The organism is Nonomuraea sp. NPDC050383, from assembly GCF_044459125.1.
Taxonomy (GTDB): Bacteria; Actinomycetota; Actinomycetes; order Streptosporangiales; family Streptosporangiaceae; genus Nonomuraea.
Genome location: NZ_JBITIP010000020.1, coordinates 15,093 through 31,699 on the forward strand (window position 1 = coordinate 15,093; position 16,607 = coordinate 31,699).

Annotated in this window: 13 protein-coding genes; 7 read left to right on the top strand and 6 right to left on the bottom strand. The window is 74.1% G+C overall.

Annotated features, from left to right (window positions below):
- Positions 1-50 precede the first annotated feature (50 nt).
- Positions 51-929 (bottom strand): virginiamycin B lyase, encoded by an 879-nt coding sequence (locus ACIBG4_RS35030; protein WP_397205942.1) that lies wholly within the window; start codon positions 927-929, stop codon positions 51-53.
- Complete coding sequence (locus ACIBG4_RS35035; RefSeq protein ID WP_397205944.1) at positions 920-2,608, bottom strand: ABC-F family ATP-binding cassette domain-containing protein; 1,689 nt, start codon at positions 2,606-2,608, stop codon at positions 920-922. The genes ACIBG4_RS35030 and ACIBG4_RS35035 overlap by 10 nt, the downstream gene beginning before the upstream one ends.
- A 139-nt stretch (positions 2,609-2,747) precedes the next feature.
- On the opposite strand from ACIBG4_RS35035, the gene ACIBG4_RS35040 reads away from it, so the two are divergent.
- From ACIBG4_RS35040 to ACIBG4_RS35050, 3 genes are all read left to right on the top strand, one after another.
- Positions 2,748-3,329 carry a TetR/AcrR family transcriptional regulator gene (locus ACIBG4_RS35040; RefSeq protein WP_397205946.1) on the top strand — a complete coding sequence of 194 codons (582 nt, stop codon included), beginning with the start codon at positions 2,748-2,750 and terminating at the stop codon, positions 3,327-3,329.
- Between the two features lie 69 nt (positions 3,330-3,398).
- Positions 3,399-3,962, top strand: a complete 564-nt coding sequence (locus tag ACIBG4_RS35045) for a helix-turn-helix domain-containing protein (RefSeq protein ID WP_310712184.1) — start codon at positions 3,399-3,401, stop codon at positions 3,960-3,962.
- Positions 3,959-5,338 carry an MFS transporter gene (locus ACIBG4_RS35050; RefSeq protein ID WP_310712185.1) on the top strand — a complete coding sequence of 460 codons (1,380 nt, stop codon included), beginning with the start codon at positions 3,959-3,961 and terminating at the stop codon, positions 5,336-5,338. Before ACIBG4_RS35045 ends, ACIBG4_RS35050 begins: the two co-directional genes overlap by 4 nt.
- 62 nt (positions 5,339-5,400) lie before the next feature.
- On the opposite strand, the gene ACIBG4_RS35055 is transcribed toward ACIBG4_RS35050, so the two are convergent.
- The gene (locus ACIBG4_RS35055; RefSeq protein ID WP_397205949.1) at positions 5,401-7,059 is read right to left on the bottom strand and encodes a serine/threonine-protein kinase; all 1,659 of its coding nucleotides are present in this window, start codon (positions 7,057-7,059) and stop codon (positions 5,401-5,403) included.
- A gap of 182 nt (positions 7,060-7,241) precedes the next feature.
- Here ACIBG4_RS35055 and ACIBG4_RS35060 point away from each other — a divergent pair, with 182 nt between their 5' ends.
- Both ACIBG4_RS35060 and ACIBG4_RS35065 read left to right on the top strand, forming a co-directional pair.
- Positions 7,242-7,508 (top strand): DUF6504 family protein, encoded by a 267-nt coding sequence (locus ACIBG4_RS35060; protein WP_310712188.1) that lies wholly within the window; start codon positions 7,242-7,244, stop codon positions 7,506-7,508.
- Complete coding sequence (locus ACIBG4_RS35065; RefSeq protein WP_397205951.1) at positions 7,508-11,305, top strand: DNA polymerase III subunit alpha; 3,798 nt, start codon at positions 7,508-7,510, stop codon at positions 11,303-11,305. Before ACIBG4_RS35060 ends, ACIBG4_RS35065 begins: the two co-directional genes overlap by 1 nt.
- Positions 11,306-11,358: 53 nt before the next feature.
- On the opposite strand, the gene ACIBG4_RS35070 is transcribed toward ACIBG4_RS35065, so the two are convergent.
- Together ACIBG4_RS35070 and ACIBG4_RS35075 are read right to left on the bottom strand one after the other, a co-directional pair.
- Positions 11,359-12,051 carry a DUF4328 domain-containing protein gene (locus ACIBG4_RS35070; protein WP_397205953.1) on the bottom strand — a complete coding sequence of 231 codons (693 nt, stop codon included), beginning with the start codon at positions 12,049-12,051 and terminating at the stop codon, positions 11,359-11,361.
- A gap of 68 nt (positions 12,052-12,119) precedes the next feature.
- The gene (locus tag ACIBG4_RS35075; protein WP_397205955.1) at positions 12,120-12,767 is read right to left on the bottom strand and encodes a response regulator; all 648 of its coding nucleotides are present in this window, start codon (positions 12,765-12,767) and stop codon (positions 12,120-12,122) included.
- 90 nt (positions 12,768-12,857) lie between these two features.
- Here ACIBG4_RS35075 and ACIBG4_RS35080 point away from each other — a divergent pair, with 90 nt between their 5' ends.
- Positions 12,858-13,535 carry an ABC transporter ATP-binding protein gene (locus ACIBG4_RS35080; RefSeq protein WP_397205957.1) on the top strand — a complete coding sequence of 226 codons (678 nt, stop codon included), beginning with the start codon at positions 12,858-12,860 and terminating at the stop codon, positions 13,533-13,535.
- Entirely contained in the window at positions 13,532-15,541 is a 2,010-nt protein-coding gene (locus tag ACIBG4_RS35085; protein ID WP_397205959.1) for an FtsX-like permease family protein, read from the top strand. The genes ACIBG4_RS35080 and ACIBG4_RS35085 overlap by 4 nt, the downstream gene beginning before the upstream one ends.
- 33 nt (positions 15,542-15,574) lie before the next feature.
- On the opposite strand, the gene ACIBG4_RS35090 is transcribed toward ACIBG4_RS35085, so the two are convergent.
- The gene (locus ACIBG4_RS35090) at positions 15,575-16,576 is read right to left on the bottom strand and encodes an LLM class F420-dependent oxidoreductase (RefSeq protein ID WP_397205961.1); all 1,002 of its coding nucleotides are present in this window, start codon (positions 16,574-16,576) and stop codon (positions 15,575-15,577) included.
- Positions 16,577-16,607: the final 31 nt, after the last annotated feature.

Sequence of the window (16,607 nt, forward strand, 5' to 3'; positions counted from 1 at the left end):
GGCCCGGAGTCCCCCGCCGGGCCGCGCGGCCGGCATGGCGCGCAAGAGTGTCAGGGGATCTCCACCCGGGCGAGCGCGCCCGCTTCGAGGGCCACCCAGATGGCCCCGTCGGGCCCGACCGTCAGACCGTGCGGCTCCGCGCGTACGTCACCGGCTCCCGCGCCCGTCGCGGTCAGGTCGTACTCGTCCACCTCGCCCTTGACGGTGATGCGGCCGAGGCGGTCGGTGGCCCACTCGGTGAACCACAGCGCCCCGTCCGGCCCCGAGACGACGGCGTGCGGGCGGCAGGCGCGGTCCGGCAGCGGGAACTCGGTGATCTCCCCGGTCACGGTTACGCGCCCGATCTGCCCGGCGCCGATCTCCACGAACCACAGCGCACCGTCGGGCCCGGCCGTGATGCCCACCGGGGCGGCCCCGGGCGTGGGCAGCCGGTGGATCGTCATCTCGCCGTCGAGCGAGACGCGGCCGACGGCGTCGCCCTGGTTGAGCGTGAACCACAGGGCGTCGTCCGGCCCGGCGGTGACGGCCGAGGGCATGCCGCCCTTCACCGGCACCTCGAACTCGGTCACCGTTCCGTCGCGGGAGATCCGTCCGATGCGGTCGGCCTGCATCCGGGTGAACCACATCGCCCCGTCGGGGCCCGCGGTGATGCCGTACGGCGAGCCGGCCTCGAAGGAGGTCACCTCGCCCGACTCCGTCACCCGCCCGACCCGGCCTCCCTGGAACTCGGTGAACCACATCGCCCCGTCGGCGCCGGGTGTGATCACGGTCGGTCCGCCGTCCGCCGGGTCGAGCCGGTGGACGACCGGCTCCTCGCCGGGCACGAGCCTGCCCACCATGCCCTGGTGGACCAGCGTGAACCACAGTGCCCCGTCGGGGCCGGTCGCGACGCCGTAGGGGGCGCCCTGCGGAATCATGGTCAGTGACATAGGTGTCCTCCTGAGACTTCCAGCCGCGTCCCCCGGAACCGCCTGTGCAGGGCGCGGTCGTGCGTGACCACCACGAGGGTTCCCGTGAAGCGGTCGAGGGCCTGCTCCAGCTCCTCGGCCAGCTCAGGGGACAGGTGGTTGGTGGGCTCGTCGAGCAGCAGCACGTCGTGCTCCTCGGCGAGCAGCCGGGCCAGCGCCAGCCTGCGCCGCTGCCCCACGGACAGCGCGCCCACCCTGAGGTCGAGCGTCTCCGCCCGGAACAGGCCGGTGGCGAGCAGCGCGGTCCGCCGCTCGTCGGGGTGGCCGTGGCCGTACGCCTCCAGGACCGGCAGCGCGGGGTCGAGAACCGTCTCCTGGGCGAGGTGTCCCACGCGACCCCGGGCCCGCTCGGCGACGGCCCGCAACAGTGTGGACTTGCCCGCCCCGTTGTGCCCGTGGACGAGCAGCCGGTCACCGGCCCGGATCACGAGCGACTCGACGCTCAGCCGGTCGCCCACCCGCACGTCCCGCAGCTCGGCAACCACCCGGCGCGGGGACCGGGGCGGCACCCCGTCGGCCTCCGCCGGCCCGCAGGCGGCCTCCACGGCGCTGGGGGCGGCCTCCACGGCGCCGGGGGCGGGTTCCGCGGGGGTGGGGGCGGGTTCCGCGGGGGTGGGGGCGGGGTCCGCGGGGGTGGGGGCGGTGAACGTGCCGCGGAAGCGGAGCGGGGCCGGGGGCCGGGGGACCGGGTGCTCCTCCAGCCGGCGCAGCCGTTCCTGGGCGTTGCGGACCCGGCCGGCGATCGAGCTCTGCACCCGCCCCGCGTTGCGGTCGTAGGCCATCTTGTTGTTGTCGCGCATGACACGGCCTTGGGCGACGCGGCGGGCGGTCGTCGCGGCGTGGTCGCGCACCTGGCGCACCTCCTCGCGCCAGGCGGTGTACGCCTGCTCCCAGCGGGCCCTGGCCGCCGCCTTGGCGGCCAGGAAGCCGGCGTAGCCCCCGCCGTACCGGGTGACCTCGCCGCCCTCCACCTCGATCACGGCGGTGGTCACCCGGTCGAGGAAGATCCGGTCGTGCGCCACCACGACGACCGTGCCGGGATGGCCGCGCAGACGCTCCTCCAGCCAGACGAGCGCCGACTCGTCGAGATGGTTGGTGGGCTCGTCCAGCAGCAGCGTCTCCGGCGAGGCGGCCAGCACGCACGCCAGCCCGAGCCGGGCCTGCTCGCCTCCGGACAGGCTCCCCAGCGTCCGCTCCCGGCCGCCGGCCTCGCCGCGGCGGGTGCGCGCGGACGGGCGTTCGGCGGTGAGGTGGGGAAGGCCGAGGGCGTGGAGGGACTTGTCCACCCGGGCGTCCGCTTCGTAGCCGCCCCGTGAGGCGAAGGCCGTGAGCAGGTCGCCGTACTCCTCCAGCGAGGCGTCGTAGCCTTCGGCGGGCTCGGCGGCGAGCGTGGACTCCAGCTCGCGCAGCCGCCGCTCCATGGCCCTGAGGCCGGCCAGCGCGGCGTCGACGGCCTGCTGGACCGTGAGGTCGGAGGACAGGCCGAGAGTCTGGCCGAGGTGGCCGACCTCGCCGGACACGACGACCTCGCCGGAGTCGGGCCGCTCGGCGCCGGAAAGGAGCCGCAGCAGGGTGGACTTGCCCGAGCCGTTCTCGCCGACGATGCCCAGGCGCTCGCCCCGCCGGACGGACATGGACACGCCGGACAGGACCCTGCGGTGGGCGTAGGACTTCGTGATGTCTCGAAGCAGGATGGTCAGGATGGAACTCCAATCGCAACTTGTGTAGCGTTAGAGTGGCAGACTCGAAAGGCTAATGCAACTGGAGTAGCGTTTGAAAGTGGTGAAGCGGCCCGGTGGACGCAGCGCGCGCGTGCGCGACGCCGTGCGGCAGGCGACGCTCGGCGAGCTGGCCGAGCACGGCTTCCGCGGCCTGACCGTGGACGGCGTGGCGGAGCGCTCGGGCGTCCACAAGACGACCGTCTACCGGCGGTGGGGCACCGTCGAAGGGCTCGTCGCCGACGCCCTGGAGCTGGCCGCCGGCGAGCCGTGGCCCGTCCCCGACACCGGCACGGTCCAGGGCGACCTGCGGGGCGTCGTCGAGCTGGTGCGGAGCGGGTTCGAGGATCCCGAGCTGGGGCCCGTGTCGTCGGCGTTCGTGGCGGCGGCCATGCAGAGCCCCGAGGCAGCGCGGGCCCTGCGCGCCTTCTTCGAGGCCCGCCACGAGCAGTCGGCCCAGGTCGTGCGGCGGGGCGTGGAGCGGGGCGAGCTGCCCGTCACGGTCGACGCCCGGGAGGTGGTCCGGGTCGCGGTGGCGCCCGTCTACTACCGGCTGTTCGTCGCCCACGAGCCGGTGAGCCAGGCCGACGCCGACCGCGCCGCCGACGCCGCCCTGGCCGCCGCCCGCGCCGGAGTTCTCTGACGAGCAGGGCCCCAGCCCGCGCCGAGGGTCGTATGGATTCTGTACATACAAGTATGTACAATCGAAGGCATGAGCACGAGAACGGCCTTGATAGAGGCGACGTCGGAGCTGTTGTGGGAGCGCGGCTACGCCGCCACCAGCCCCACGATGATCCAGAGGCGGGCCCACGCCGGCCAGGGCAGCATGTACCACCACTTCTCGGGAAAGGCGGGCCTGGCCGTCGCCGCCATGGGCTATTCGGCCGAAAAGCTGCGCGAGACCGCGGAGGCGGTGCTGAGCGGGAGCGGCTCGGCGGTCGAACGCGTGTGCGCCTATCTCGACCTCGAACGCGACCCGCTGGCGGGCTGCCGCTTGGGCGGCCTGGTCCAGGACTACGACGTGGCGACCGACGACAGCCTGCGTGCTCCGGTCGCGGAGCTCTTCTCATGGCTGGTCGGGCGCATCACCCAGGTGCTCGAAGAGGACCGCGAGGACTTTCGCCCGGACGCCGACATCCTGGCGACCGCTTCCATGGTGGTGGCCGCGGTGCAGGGGGGTTATGTCCTGGCCAGAGCCACCCAGGACCCGCAGGCGTTCCGGCGCGTCACCCAGGCCGCCAAGCAGGCGGTGCGCGACCTCGTCCGCGGGCAATGAGCACTCGGACGCTGGAGCGGGCCATCGCGGCGCCGAGCGGACGTGCGCTGGCCGCCGTCTGTCTCGGCTTCTTCATGGTCCTGTTGGACGGCAGCGCGCTCAACGTCGCCCTGCCCGCGATCGAGCGGGACGTCCACGGCTCCATCACGGCGCTGCAGTGGGTGGTGAACGTCTACACCATCCCACTCGCCAGCGTGCTGCTGACGGCGGGCAGCATGAGCGACCGCTGGGGCGCCCGCAGGCTGTTCGCGGCCTCGCTGGCCACCTTCACCGCGGCCTCCCTGCTGTGCGCGGTCAGTCCCACGCTGAACGTGCTCATCGTCGCGCGGTTCGCGCAGGGACTGGCCGCGGGCGGGCTGCTGCCGACCACCTTGGCGATCATCGCCCGCACCTACCCCGACCACGCCGAGCGGGCAAGAGCCATCACGGTCTGGGGCGCGACAGGCGGGCTCGCCCTGGTGGCGGGGCCGGTCGGCGGCGGGCTGCTCACCGACCTGCTCGGCTGGCGCGCGATCTTCGCGATCAACATCCCGATCGGCCTGGTCACGATCCTGCTGGCGCTGCGCCACGTCGCCGAGACCCCCCGACGCCAGGCCCGCGCCGACCTGCCCGGGCAGGTGGCGGCGGCGGTCGCACTCGCGTCAGTCACCGCGTGGCTGATCGAGGGCGGCCCCCTCGGCTGGGGCTCGGCCGTCCCCCTCGGGCTGCTGGCACTCGGCACCGCCGCGACCGCCGCCTTCCTGCTGATCGAGCGGCACTCCGGCCATCCCATGCTGCCGCTGGCGGTCTTCCGCCGCGCCGCCTTCTCCGCGTCGGTCGGCAGCGGACTGGCGTTCCAGTTCGCCGGGTACGGCATGCAGTTCATGCTCGCTCTCCATCTTCAACAGCACTGGAGTCTCGGCCCCGCGCGAACGGGCGTATGGTTCCTGCCCTTCTCGATCGCCTGGGTGTTCGGCACCATCGTGATCAACCGCCGCCTGATCGGGCTCGGGCCCCGGGCACTGCTGTGGAGCGGGGCGCTGGTGTCCGCCGCCGGGGCGATGCTGCTGCTGGGCGTCGCGGGGCCGGGCACCTGGCCACTGTTCCTGGCGGGCACAACGCTGGCTGGGCTCGGATGCGGCGTGTTCTCGCCCAGCCTGAACGCCGCCGCACTCCAGGCGATCGACCCGGCCTACGCGGGGCTCGGCTCAGGAGTCCTCAACACCGCCCGCCAGGCCGGCATGGCCATGGGGGTGGCGCTCCTCGGCTCCCTGGTGTCGATGCGCGACGCGGCGCTGGGCGTCCACCTCGGCGCGGCCCTGCTCACCGCCTGCTTCCTGACCATCGTCTGGCTGAGCCTGCGCTACCTCCCCGGTCGCTCCGATCGGCTCGCGTGACCACCGGCGGCGGCCACGGCGTCGTACGGGTGGGGTGAGGTTCGGGCGGGGTGCGGCGAACCTCAGGTCTGCTGCTGGCCCCGCAGGTCGAAGTCGTCGAACGTGGTGCGCAGCACCGACTCGCTGTCCTTGGGCGTGCGGGCGAACAGCCCCACGTACCCGTTGCCGAGCCCGTTCGGGTCGTCCACCTGCTGGACCCGATCGCCGTTGACCCACATCGTCAGCCGCACCGCGCTCCCGCGCTGCTCGCACGACGCCTCGATGCGGGCCTTGCCCGGCAGCCCGTCCACCTTGACCGGCTGCGCCAGCGTGCCGCCCGAGCCGTCCACGATGCGCCGGATGCGGGCCTGCCCCGACGTGTCCAGGCCGAACTCGTAGGAGGTGCGGTCGTCGGCCGAGTGGCAGTACACGCCGTACTCGCCGCTGCCGACGACCTGCCGGACCTGCGCGGTAACGCCGACGACCACGCTCGGCGGCATCATCGGCGTCGGGGTGCTCGACGGCAGCGGCGTCCCCGTCGGCGTGGCGATGAGGTACGACGTGGGCGCCTTGATCCGGCGCTCCTCGTAGTCCTCCTCCACGTCGAGGCCGAACGTGCCGTCGGTGCGGTAGCCGTAGGAGGCGGTCTCGTCGGGGTCGTAGGTGCCGCCCCAGCCGCCGGAGGTCTGGGTGAAGTCCTCCTGGAGGAGCGTCGGCCCCTCGGGCGGCCCGCCGGGCGACAGGAACGTCCACGCCGCCAGGACCGCGCCGGCGAGCGCCACCGTCCCGACGGCCAGCCCGGCGGCCAGGAGCCCCCGCCTGCGCCCGCGCGAGGGGGCTCCCGGCCCGCCGCCCGGGACCGGGTGCGGGACACCCGGCTCTGTGAACGGCGTCGTCCCCTGCTGCTGCCAGCTCAGCCGCACCGTCCGCGCCGCCTGCTCCGGCGCCGCCGAGCGGCCCACCAGGTGGTCGAGGAGCTGCTGCGCCGTCGGCCGGGCCGCCGGGTCCTTGCGCAGGGCGGCGGCGACCAGCTCGCGCAGCGACGGATCGACCTGGCTCAGGTCGGGCTCGGTGTTGAGCACCTGATAGACGATCGCGGGCAGCGTCTCGCCGCCGAACGGCGCCCTGCCGCTCGCCGCGTACGCCACCAGGCAGCCCCACGAGAACACGTCGCACGCCGGCGACACCGGGTCGCCCCGCAGCACCTCGGGCGCCATGTAGCGAGGCGTGCCGACGATCTCGCCGGTGCCCGTGACCCCGCTGAGCGTGTCGAGCGCCCGAGCGATGCCGAAGTCGATCACCCGGGGGCCGACGGGCGACAGCAGCACGTTGGACGGCTTGAGGTCGCGGTGGACCACCCCGGCCCCGTGGATGGCGGTCAGGGCGGTGGCCACGCTGACGGCCAGCGCGTCGAGGCTGGATCCGCGCAGCGGCCCGGACTGCTCGACGGCCTGCTCCAGGTTGGGGCCCGGCACGTACTCGGTGACGACGTAGAGGATCCGGCCGTCGAGGGCCGCCTCCAGGACCGCGGCGGTGCAGAACCGGCGCACCCGCCGGGCGGCGTCGGCCTCCCTGCGAAAACGCATGCGGAACTGCTCATGCTGGCTGAACTCCGCGTTGATCACCTTGATGGCGACGCGCTGCCCCGCGGTGTCCTCGGCGAGGTGCACCGTGCCCATCCCGCCCCTGCCCAGCACGCTCAGCAACCTGTAGCGCCCGATGTGGGAGGTTTCACCGCTCACGGCGGGTTAGCTTACCGATATCGGGCTCGTCCGGGTGGGCCGACACGGGCTCGCCGCCGACCGGGCTCACCTGCGTGAGCGACTTGCGCTCCGAGCCGCAAAGAACATATGTTCGATATGTAAGAACGCCCGCCTTCCCCCGGGTGGCTGAACACAGTCGAAAAGCCGCGGGGAGAGGCGTCTTGAGCAGACTCTATGGCGATCCGATCGAGGTGTGGACCCGGGAGGGCGAGCCCAGCCAGTTCGTCTGGCGTGACCGGCTCTATCTCGTGCGCCGCGTCCTCGACCACTGGGTGGTGACGCGCGAGTGGTGGAAGGTGCGGGAGGGCGATCCGGGCGAGCGCCAGTTCTGGCGGGTCGAGGCCAGCCCGGGGCGTGAGGCGGGCTCCTACGAGCTGAGGTTCGACACCGCCAGCGGCGGCTGGCTGCTCCTGAGGGCGTGGGACTGATGGGCGCGCCGTTCCCGCACCTCAACGTGGCCTCCGCCTACTCGATGCGGTACGGCACCGCGTTCCCGCGCGAGCTGGCGCGGCGGGCCGCCGACGACGGCATGGACATCCTCGCGCTGACCGACCGCGACGGTCTGTACGGGGCGGTCAAGCACGCGCAGGCGTGCGCGGACGCCGGGATCGGGCCGGTCTTCGGCGTCAGCCTCGTCCTCGCCGGAGCGGGCGGCCCCGGCGGCGGCCACGAGGGCGCGCTCGACGGCCTCACCCTCGACTCCGGCGGCGCGCTCGACGACCTGAGCCCCCTCGCCCGGAGCCGGAAGCCGCAGCGCCCCCGCACCGGGGCGGACGCCGAGGACCGGATCACCGTGCTGGCCCGTTCGGGCGGCTGGTCCCGCCTGGCCCGGCTGGTCACCGACGCCCACTACGCGGGCGGGCGCGGCGAGCCGCGGGTGACCCGGGAGATGGTGGCCGCGTGGGCCGGCCCCGGCGTCACCCCCGACGACGGGCTGACGGTGCTGCTCGGCCCCCGCTCCGACGTGGGCCGGGCGATGGCCGCGCGCCGCGACGAGCGGGCCGCGGCGCTGCTCGGCCTGTGGCGCTCCATGGTGCCCGGGGTGGTGGTCGAGCTGGTCGACCAGTACGGCTTCCGCGACGCCATCACCGCCGTCCGCATGCTCGCCCTGGCCGAGTCCGCCGGGGTGCCCGCCGTGCTCAGCAACGCCGTCAGGTACCTCGACCCGGACGACCACCAGGTGGGCGACGTGCTCGACGCGGCCCGCCAGCTCGTCCCGCTGCACCCGCGCCACCTGGAACGCACCACCTCCCACGCCTATCTCAAGGGCTCCAAGGACATGGCGACGGTGGCCGCGAAGATCTGCGGCTCCGACGCGCGCCGGGTCGCCGACCTGCTGCGCGCCACCCGCAGGGTCGCGGAGGAGTGCGTGATGGACCCGCGTGAGCTGCTCGCGCTGCGCGGCGACCCGCCCGCCCTGCACCTGCCCGAGATCGGCGCCGACCCGGTGCCGCTGCTGCGCCGCCGGGTGGAGGACGGGATGGCGGCGCGCGGCCTGGCCCGCTCCCGGGAGGCCGGCGAACGGCTCCGGGACGAGATGGCGATCATCGAGCGCAAGCGCCTGTCCGGCTACTTCATCGCCGTGTCCGACATCACCGACATGATCCGGCGGATGGGCATCCGGTGCGCCATCCGCGGCTCCGGCGCGGGCAGCCTGGTCAACTACCTCATCGGCATCGGCGAGGTGAACCCCCTCCACCACGGCCTGCTCATGGAGCGCTTCCTGTCGGAGGGCCGCGTCGGGCTGCCCGACATCGACGTGGACGTGGAGTCCGCGCGCCGGCTCGACTGCTACAAGGCCATCTTCGACAGGTACGGCGAGGAGCGCGTGGCCTGCGTGTCCATGATGGAGACCTACCGGGCCCGCAGCGCGATCCGTGACGTGGCGGGCGCCATGGGCCTGCCCCCGTACGAGATCGACGCGATCGCCAAGGCGTTCCCGCACATCAGGGCCAGGCAGATCACCGCGTCGCTGAGCGACCTGCCGGAGCTGCGCGACAGCAGGCTGGGGGAGGCGGGGCTGGACCGGGTGTTCAGGCTGGCTGAGAAGCTCGACGGGCTGCCCCGGCACATCGCGCTGCACCCGTGCGGGGTGCTGATCGGCAACTCCGGGCTGCGCGACCGCACGCCGGTGGAGCGCAGCCTGCTGGAGTTCCCGATGTCGCAGTTCGACAAGGACGACGTGGAGGAGGCGGGGCTGCTCAAGCTGGACGTGCTGGGCGTGCGCATGCAGTCGGCGATGGCGTACGCGCTGGGCGAGATCGAGCGGGTGGACGGCGTCGTGGTCCGGCTGGACGAGCAGCGCCCTCCCGACCCGCAGGCCCGCGACCCGGAGCCGCCGATCCCGGAGCCCCGGCCGATCCCGGACGCCCGGCCGGAGATTCGTTACGTGCCGCACGACGACCAGGACACCTACGACATGATCTGCGCCGCCCGCACCCTGGGCTGCTTCCAGATCGAGTCGCCCGGCCAGCGCGAGCTCGTCGCCAAGCTGGAGCCGCGCGCGATGCACGACCTGATCGTGGACATCTCGCTGTTCCGGCCGGGACCGGTCAACTCCGACATGGTCACCCCCTACCTGGAGGCCAGGCACGGGTGGCGCGCGCCCTACTACCCGCACGAGCGGCTGCACGAGGCGCTGAAGGAGACGCACGGCGTCGTGGTCTTCCACGAGCAGGTGCTCAGGGTCATCGCGGTGATGACGGGGCGCGACCTGTCGTTCGCCGAGATGCTGCGGCGCTCGCTGTCCACGCCCGAGGGCCGGGAGCTGGTCCGCAAGACGTTCGTGCCGCTGGCCAAGGCGAACGGGTTCGACGACGCGACCGTGGAGCGGGCCTGGGAGGTGCTCGACGCGTTCGGCGGGTTCGGCTTCTGCAAGGCGCACGCGGCGGCGTTCGCGCTGCCCACCTACCAGTCGGCCTGGCTCAAGCGGCACCACGCGGCGGCGTTCTTCGCCGGGGTGCTCACCCACGAGCCCGGCATGTACCCGCAGCGGGTCATCATCGACGAGGCCCGGCAGTGCGGGGTCACGATCCTGCCGCTCGACGTGAACCGGTCGGGCCGTGACTGGCAGGTGGAGCGCCTCGGGCCGCGCCCCCCGCTGCGGCTCCGGGTCCAGGCGGACGCGCTGGGCGAGCCCGGCGAGCCCCGGCGGGCGCCGTTCAGGGCCGAGGAGTTCAGGCCGGGGGAGCTGGGCAAGGGATACGCGCTGCGGGTGCCGTTCTCGGCGGTCAAGGGGGTGAGCGAGGCGGAGGTGGACCGCATGGTCGCGGGCCGGCCGTACACGTCGCTCGCGGACTTCTGGGACCGCGCCCGCCCATCGCGGCCGATCATGGAGCGGATCGTGCAGGTGGGCGGCCTGGACGCGCTGCACGGCCTGAGCCCAGGCGGAGGCGGCGACCGCTGGCGGCCCGGCCGCCTGACCCGCCGCGACCTGGTCGCCCAGGTGGGCGCCCTGGAACGTGCCTCCGCCTCGCACGTGGGGCACGCCACCGCCGGCCGCTCCAAGCGCTACGCCCCCGCCCGCCCCGTGCCGCCGGGCAGGCAGCGGGAGGGGGAGGCGGCGGCCGTGCAGCTCCCGCTCGGGTTCGGCGAGCACGTGCCGCCGGGCGAGCTGCCCGAGATGACCGACGCCGAGATGGTGGAGGCCGAGCTGGAGATCCTCGGCATCGACGTCTCGCGCCACGTGATCAGCTTCTACGACGAGCTGCTCGACGCGCTCGGCGTGGTGCGCTCCAAGGACCTGCTGCGGCAGCGCAACGGTGCGGAGGTGCTGGTCGCCGGGGTCAAGGTGGCCACGCAGACGCCGGCCGTCCGCTCGGGGCAGCGGGTCATCTTCACCACGCTCGACGACTCGACGGGGCCGGTGGACCTGACGTTCTTCGAGTCGGTGCAGGGCAGGTGCGCGGCGACGGTGTTCGGTGCGTGGCTCATGGTGGCCCGGGGAGTGGTCCGGCGCACGGGCACGCGGGCGGTCTCGCTGCGCGCGGTGGACTGCTGGAACCTCGCCGACCTCGAACGGGTGTGGCGCTCGCAGGGCGTCGAGGCGGTCCGGGCGCTGATGGCCCGCGACCCGGAGTCCCGGGGCGGCGTCGGCGGGCGGCCCATCGAGTACGCCAACGGCTTCCTGCTCTCGCCGTACTCCGACCTCGGCCCGGCGGTCGCGTCACCGCCGCGCAAGCTGTGGCACGCCAGCCCGGGCAGCTCCGGCCCCACGGCCGCCTGACAGGGCCCGGACGGGGCCCGGACGGGGCCCGGACGGGCGGCGGGCCCGGCGGATCAGCTCACCTGGCCGAGCGGCGCCGACTCCGGCGGCGTCGCCGGCCGGCGCATCCCCGGCAGCACGGTGGGCATGGCCACGCCGCGCGCCGAGCACTGGACGGCCGTGATCTGCCGGACGGTCGCCGCGCACAGCAGCGCCGCCGCCGTCAGCGCCACCAGCTCCGGCACGCCGACCCCGGTCAGCCCGTCCGCCGACGTCTCCCGCGGCAGCCGTACGAGCACCAGCGCCAGCGTGGTCAGCCAGCTCGTCCACCACGCCGCCAGCAGCACGAGCCAGCGCCGACGGCGGCCGGCCGGCGGCAGGGCGCCACGCCACAGCTCGTCGACCAGCAGGACGGGCGCCACCAGGTTGACGCCGGGGATCAGCCAGGCGGCGGCGACCGGCCCGGCCGTGGCGGAGCGGTGGTCGGCCTGCCGGGCATGCACCAGCCAGGTGGTGTACGCGGCGGCGCTGGCGATCGTGGCGACGCCGAGCAGCAGGATGAGGACGGCGAAGAGCGTCACCGGGCCGACGACCGCCTCGGCCTCCGCGCCTCGGGGACGGCCGTCGAACGCGGCGAGCTGGGCGGCGAGGCTGCGCCCCCGGACCAGCTCGAAGGTCACGAGGGCGCCCAGGCAGAGGACCTGCGCGGCGAGCGTCACGTATACGGCGGAGGCGGCTCTCGTAGGCGGTGCCTGGGCGTAGCGCACGTTGGTTCTCCCCCCGTGCCATGCGCTGGGTTCTCCCTCACCTTGTATCCCGCCGAGCTCATTGTTAATCAGCCCACCACGCCGGATTCCCACGCCCAAGCTGCGATTTCCACCCGATTACGGACACCGAGTTTCGCCTGGATGCTGCCGAGATGCGTCTTGACCGTCGACAGCGAGACGAACAGCTCGCCGGCCACCTCCTGGTTGGTGCGGCCGCGGGCCACCAGCCGCACCACGTCGAGCTCCCGCTCGGTCAGCGGATCGTCCGGGGCGGGGGCGCCGCGCTCGGGCCTGGCCAGGTGGCGCAGCAGCCGCACGGTCACCGACGGCGACACCAGCGCCTCCCCGTCCGCCGCGGCCCGGACCGCCTCGATGAGCAGCGTCGGCCCGCTGTCCTTGAGCAGGAAACCGGTGGCGCCGGCCCGCAGCGCGCCGTAGACGTACTCGTCCAGGTCGAAGGTGGTGACGATGACCACCCGCATCGGGCTCTCCACGCCGGGCCCGGCCAGGGCGCGGGTCACCTCCAGCCCGTCCAGCTTCGGCATCCGGATGTCGAGCAGGCACACGTCCGGCCGCAGCCGCCTGGCCTCGGACACCGCCTCGGCGCCGTCGGCGACGGCCGCCACGACCTCCATGTCCGGCTGGGCGTCCAGGATCATCTGGAAGCCGGTGCGAACCAGTTGCTGGTCGTCTGCGATGAGCACCCGAATAGTCACGCCGAACACTCTAGGATCGGCCGTTCGGCCGAGGGACAACCGGACGCACGGCCGATCCGCCGCACGGGCCGCGCCGGAAGACTTTCCGGCATGAACGACGTGCTCGCTGGACGTGAGCTGACCAAGAGATTCGGGCAGACGGTGGCCCTGGCCGGCGTCGACATGACGGTGCGGTCGGGGGAGGCCGTGGCGATCATGGGGCCGAGCGGCTCCGGCAAGTCCACGCTGCTCCACTGCCTGGCCGGCATCATGCGGCCCGACTCGGGGGAGGTGCGCCTGGAGGGCACCCGCATCGACGACATGGGCGAGCGGAAGCGCAGCGCCCTGCGCCGCACGCGCTTCGGCTTCGTCTTCCAGTTCGGCCAGCTCCTGCCGGAGCTGCCCGCCGACGAGAACGTGGCGCTCCCGCTGATGCTGGGCGGGGTGACGAGGACGGACGCCGTACGCCGGGCAAGGGAGTGGTTCGGCCCGCTCGGCCTGAGCGGCATGGAGACGAGGCGGCCCGGCGAGCTGTCCGGCGGCCAGGCGCAGCGGGTGGCCATCGCCCGCGCCCTGGTGACGCGGCCCGCGGTGGTCTTCGCCGACGAGCCGACCGGCGCCCTCGACCAGACGACCGGCAACGACACGATGCGGCTGCTGGTGGACGCCACCAAGCACAACGGGGCCTCGCTCATCGTGGTCACCCACGACCCGGGTGTCGCCGGCTGGTGCGACCGCACGGTCGAGGTCCGGGACGGCGTGCTGCTCGCCGCGGGGGCCCGATCATGAGCGCGGGCACGAACGCGGGCCTGACCTGGCGGCTGCTCAAGGGCGGCGGGCGCAGGGGCATGCTCGGCACCTGGCTCACCCTGGGAGCCGTCGCGGTGTCCACGGCGCTGCTGCTGTTCGCGGTCACGGTGGACTTCGCCTTCGCCGACCGCGCCGACCGGGGCGCCTGGCGCAACCCGGTCGCGGCCGGCTCGCGCCCGGCCGTCGCGGTCGAGGCGAGCCGGCACGACTACGTACGCGGCAGGGAGATCACGGTGGTGGACCTGGCGGCCCTGCCGGGGAAGAGCCCCGAGCCGCCGCCCGGCCTGCCGCGTTTGCCGGCGCCCGGCGAGGTGTGGCTCTCGCCCGCCCTGGCGGAGCTGGCGGACCGGCTGCCCCCGGCCGAGCTGGCCGCCCGCTACCCCGAGCGGGCCGGCGTGCTCGGGGACGAGGCGCTGGTCCATCCGGACGAGCTGATCGTGGTCGCCGGTCGCGCGCCGGACGCGCCGGAGCTCACGGCCGCGCGCAGCTCCGACTGGATCGTCGGCTCGCCGCCGGTCAAGGTCGCCTCGCTGGCGGGGGAGCCGACGGAGGACGCCGAGGGGTACCAGATGCTCGCCCTCATCGCGAGCGTGCTCATGGTGGTGCCGCTGCTGGTGTTCGGCGGGGCCGCCGCCCGGCTCACGGTGGCGCGCCGGGACCAGCGGCTGGCGGCGCTGCGGCTGGTCGGCGCGACACCGGGCCAGGTGGTCGCCATGACCGTGACGGAGGCGGTGATCGTCGCGTTCGCGGGCGCCCTGGCCGGCGCCGCCGCGTACGGGCTGGCCGTGCCGCTGCTGTCCCGCGTGGAGATCGACGGCGGCCCGTGGTTCGTCTCCGACCTGTGGCCGAGCCCGCTGGTCATGATCGGGGCCGTGGTCGCGGTGCCGCTGCTGACCGGCCTGTCGGCCGTGGTGGGGCTGCGGCGGGTCGTGGTCAGCCCGCTGGGCGTGGCCAAGCGGGAGACGCCTCCCGGGATGCGGTTCGTGCGGATGCTCGCCCTCGTCGCGGCGCTCGCCGCCGTTCCGGTGCTCTCCCGCGGCACCAGCGCCGGTGTGATCGCGGTGGTGATCGGGCTGGCGTTCCTCTCCCTCAACCTGGCCGGCCCGTGGGTGGTGGGCCTGATCGGCAGGATCACCGCCGCCTCGGCCCGCCGCCCGGCCCGGCTGCTGGCCGGGCGCCGGCTGGTCGACGACCCGCGCGCGGCGTGGCGCACGGTGAGCGGCGTGGCCCTGACCGGCTTCGTGGCCGGCTTCCTCGGGCTGCTCAGCCCCGGAACCCTGGTCGGGGCCCAGGACACCGGCCACCTGCGTGTGACCGCGCCCGCCGGTCAGGTCGCGGCCGTGGCGCAGCAGAGCCGGGACCGGCTGAAGCAGGCCGGCGTGGCGGCCGCGGTGACGACGAGGAAGGACCTCGTCGTGATCGCTCTGAAGGACGCGACCCGGGTCACCGGCGAGGACGCGCGGCGGAAGAAGCCGGACGAGGCCGTCACCCAGGCGGACCCCGCGGTGCTCGACCGGGCGCGGACCGCCCTCACGGGCCTCGTGCCCGGCCGCGCGCCGACGACCCAGGCCGATGACGAGTCCTTCGGGAGCCGGCTCCTGGGCGACGTCGCCACGGGCACGGTCGTGGTGCTGTCGGTGTCGTTCCTGGTGGCCATCGCGAGCGCGGGCATCACCGCCGCCTCCTCCGTGCTGGACCGGCGCCAGACGTACGCGCTGCTGCGCCTGGCCGGCACGCCGCTGGAGGTGCTGGACCGGGCCCGCCGCGCGGAGACGCTGATCCCGCTGGCGGTCATGGGCGGCGGGGCGATCCTGGTGGGGGCGTTCTGCGGGATCCCCTTCATGATCACCGACCCGAACCTCTCGGGCCTGGTCACCCTCCTCGTGTGCGTCGCCGCCGGCTTCGCCGGGGTCGTCGGGGCGGGGGCGCTCAGCAGGCCGCTGCTGCGGTCGGTGACCGCCGACCCGGCGCCCCGCCCGGACTGACCGGACTGACCGGACTGACCGGACTGACCGGATTCAGCCGAGGACCAGGTCGCGGACCGTGGTGAGCTGCTCCTCGTCACGCGGCCCCATGACCAGCAGGGACGTGACGGGGGAGGCCCGCCACGGTTCGAGGCGCTCCTTGATGCGCCCCGGCGGCCCCACGAGCGCGATGCCGTCGGCCAGCTCGTCCGGGATCGCCTGGAACGCCTCGTCCTTCCGGCCCGCCAGGTACAGCGCCTGGATCCGCTCGGCCGCCTCGGCGAAGCCCATCCGGCCCATGATGTCGGCGTGGAAGTTGCGGTGCCGGGCGCCCATGCCGCCGATGTAGAGAGTGAGCATCAGCTTCACCCCGTCGAGCGCGGCCCGGACGTCGTCGGAGACGACCACCATGACCATGGCCGCGATGTCGAAGCCGGGGCCGCGCCGCGCGAGCGCGTCGCCGTACATCTCCTCGATCTTGGAGGGGAACGTGAACAGCGGCAGCCAGCCCTGCGCGACCTCGGTGGCCAGGGCGACGTTCTTGGGGCCCTCCGCGCCGAGGTAGACGGGGATGTCCGGGCGCAGCGGGTGCGTGATGAGCTTGAGCGGCTTGCCGAGCCCGCCGGGCAGGGGGAGGGGATAGTGCGGGCCGTCGCCGGTCACGGGCTCCTCGCGCCGCCACACCTTGCGCATGATCTCGACGTACTCGCGGGTGCGGGCCAGCGGGCGGGCGAACGGCTGGCCGTACCAGCCCTCGACGACCTGCGGGCCGGAGGCGCCCACGCCGAGCAGCAGCCGGCCGCCCGTGAGATGGTCGAGCGTCATGGCGGTCATGGCGGTCGTGACCGGGGGTCGGGCCGAGAGCTGGGCGACCGACGTGCCAAGCTTGATGCGAGACGTGTGGGCCCCGTACCAGGCCAGCGGCGTGAAGGCGTCGCTGCCGTACGCTTCGGCGGTCCACACCGAGTCGTAGCCGAGCCGTTCGGCGGCCCGGACGAGCTCGGTCGCGTCGTTGGGATGGCGCTGCCAGTATCCGAGGTTGAGGCCGAGTTTCATGACACCTCCAGAATTTAGTTCTATTACGGCG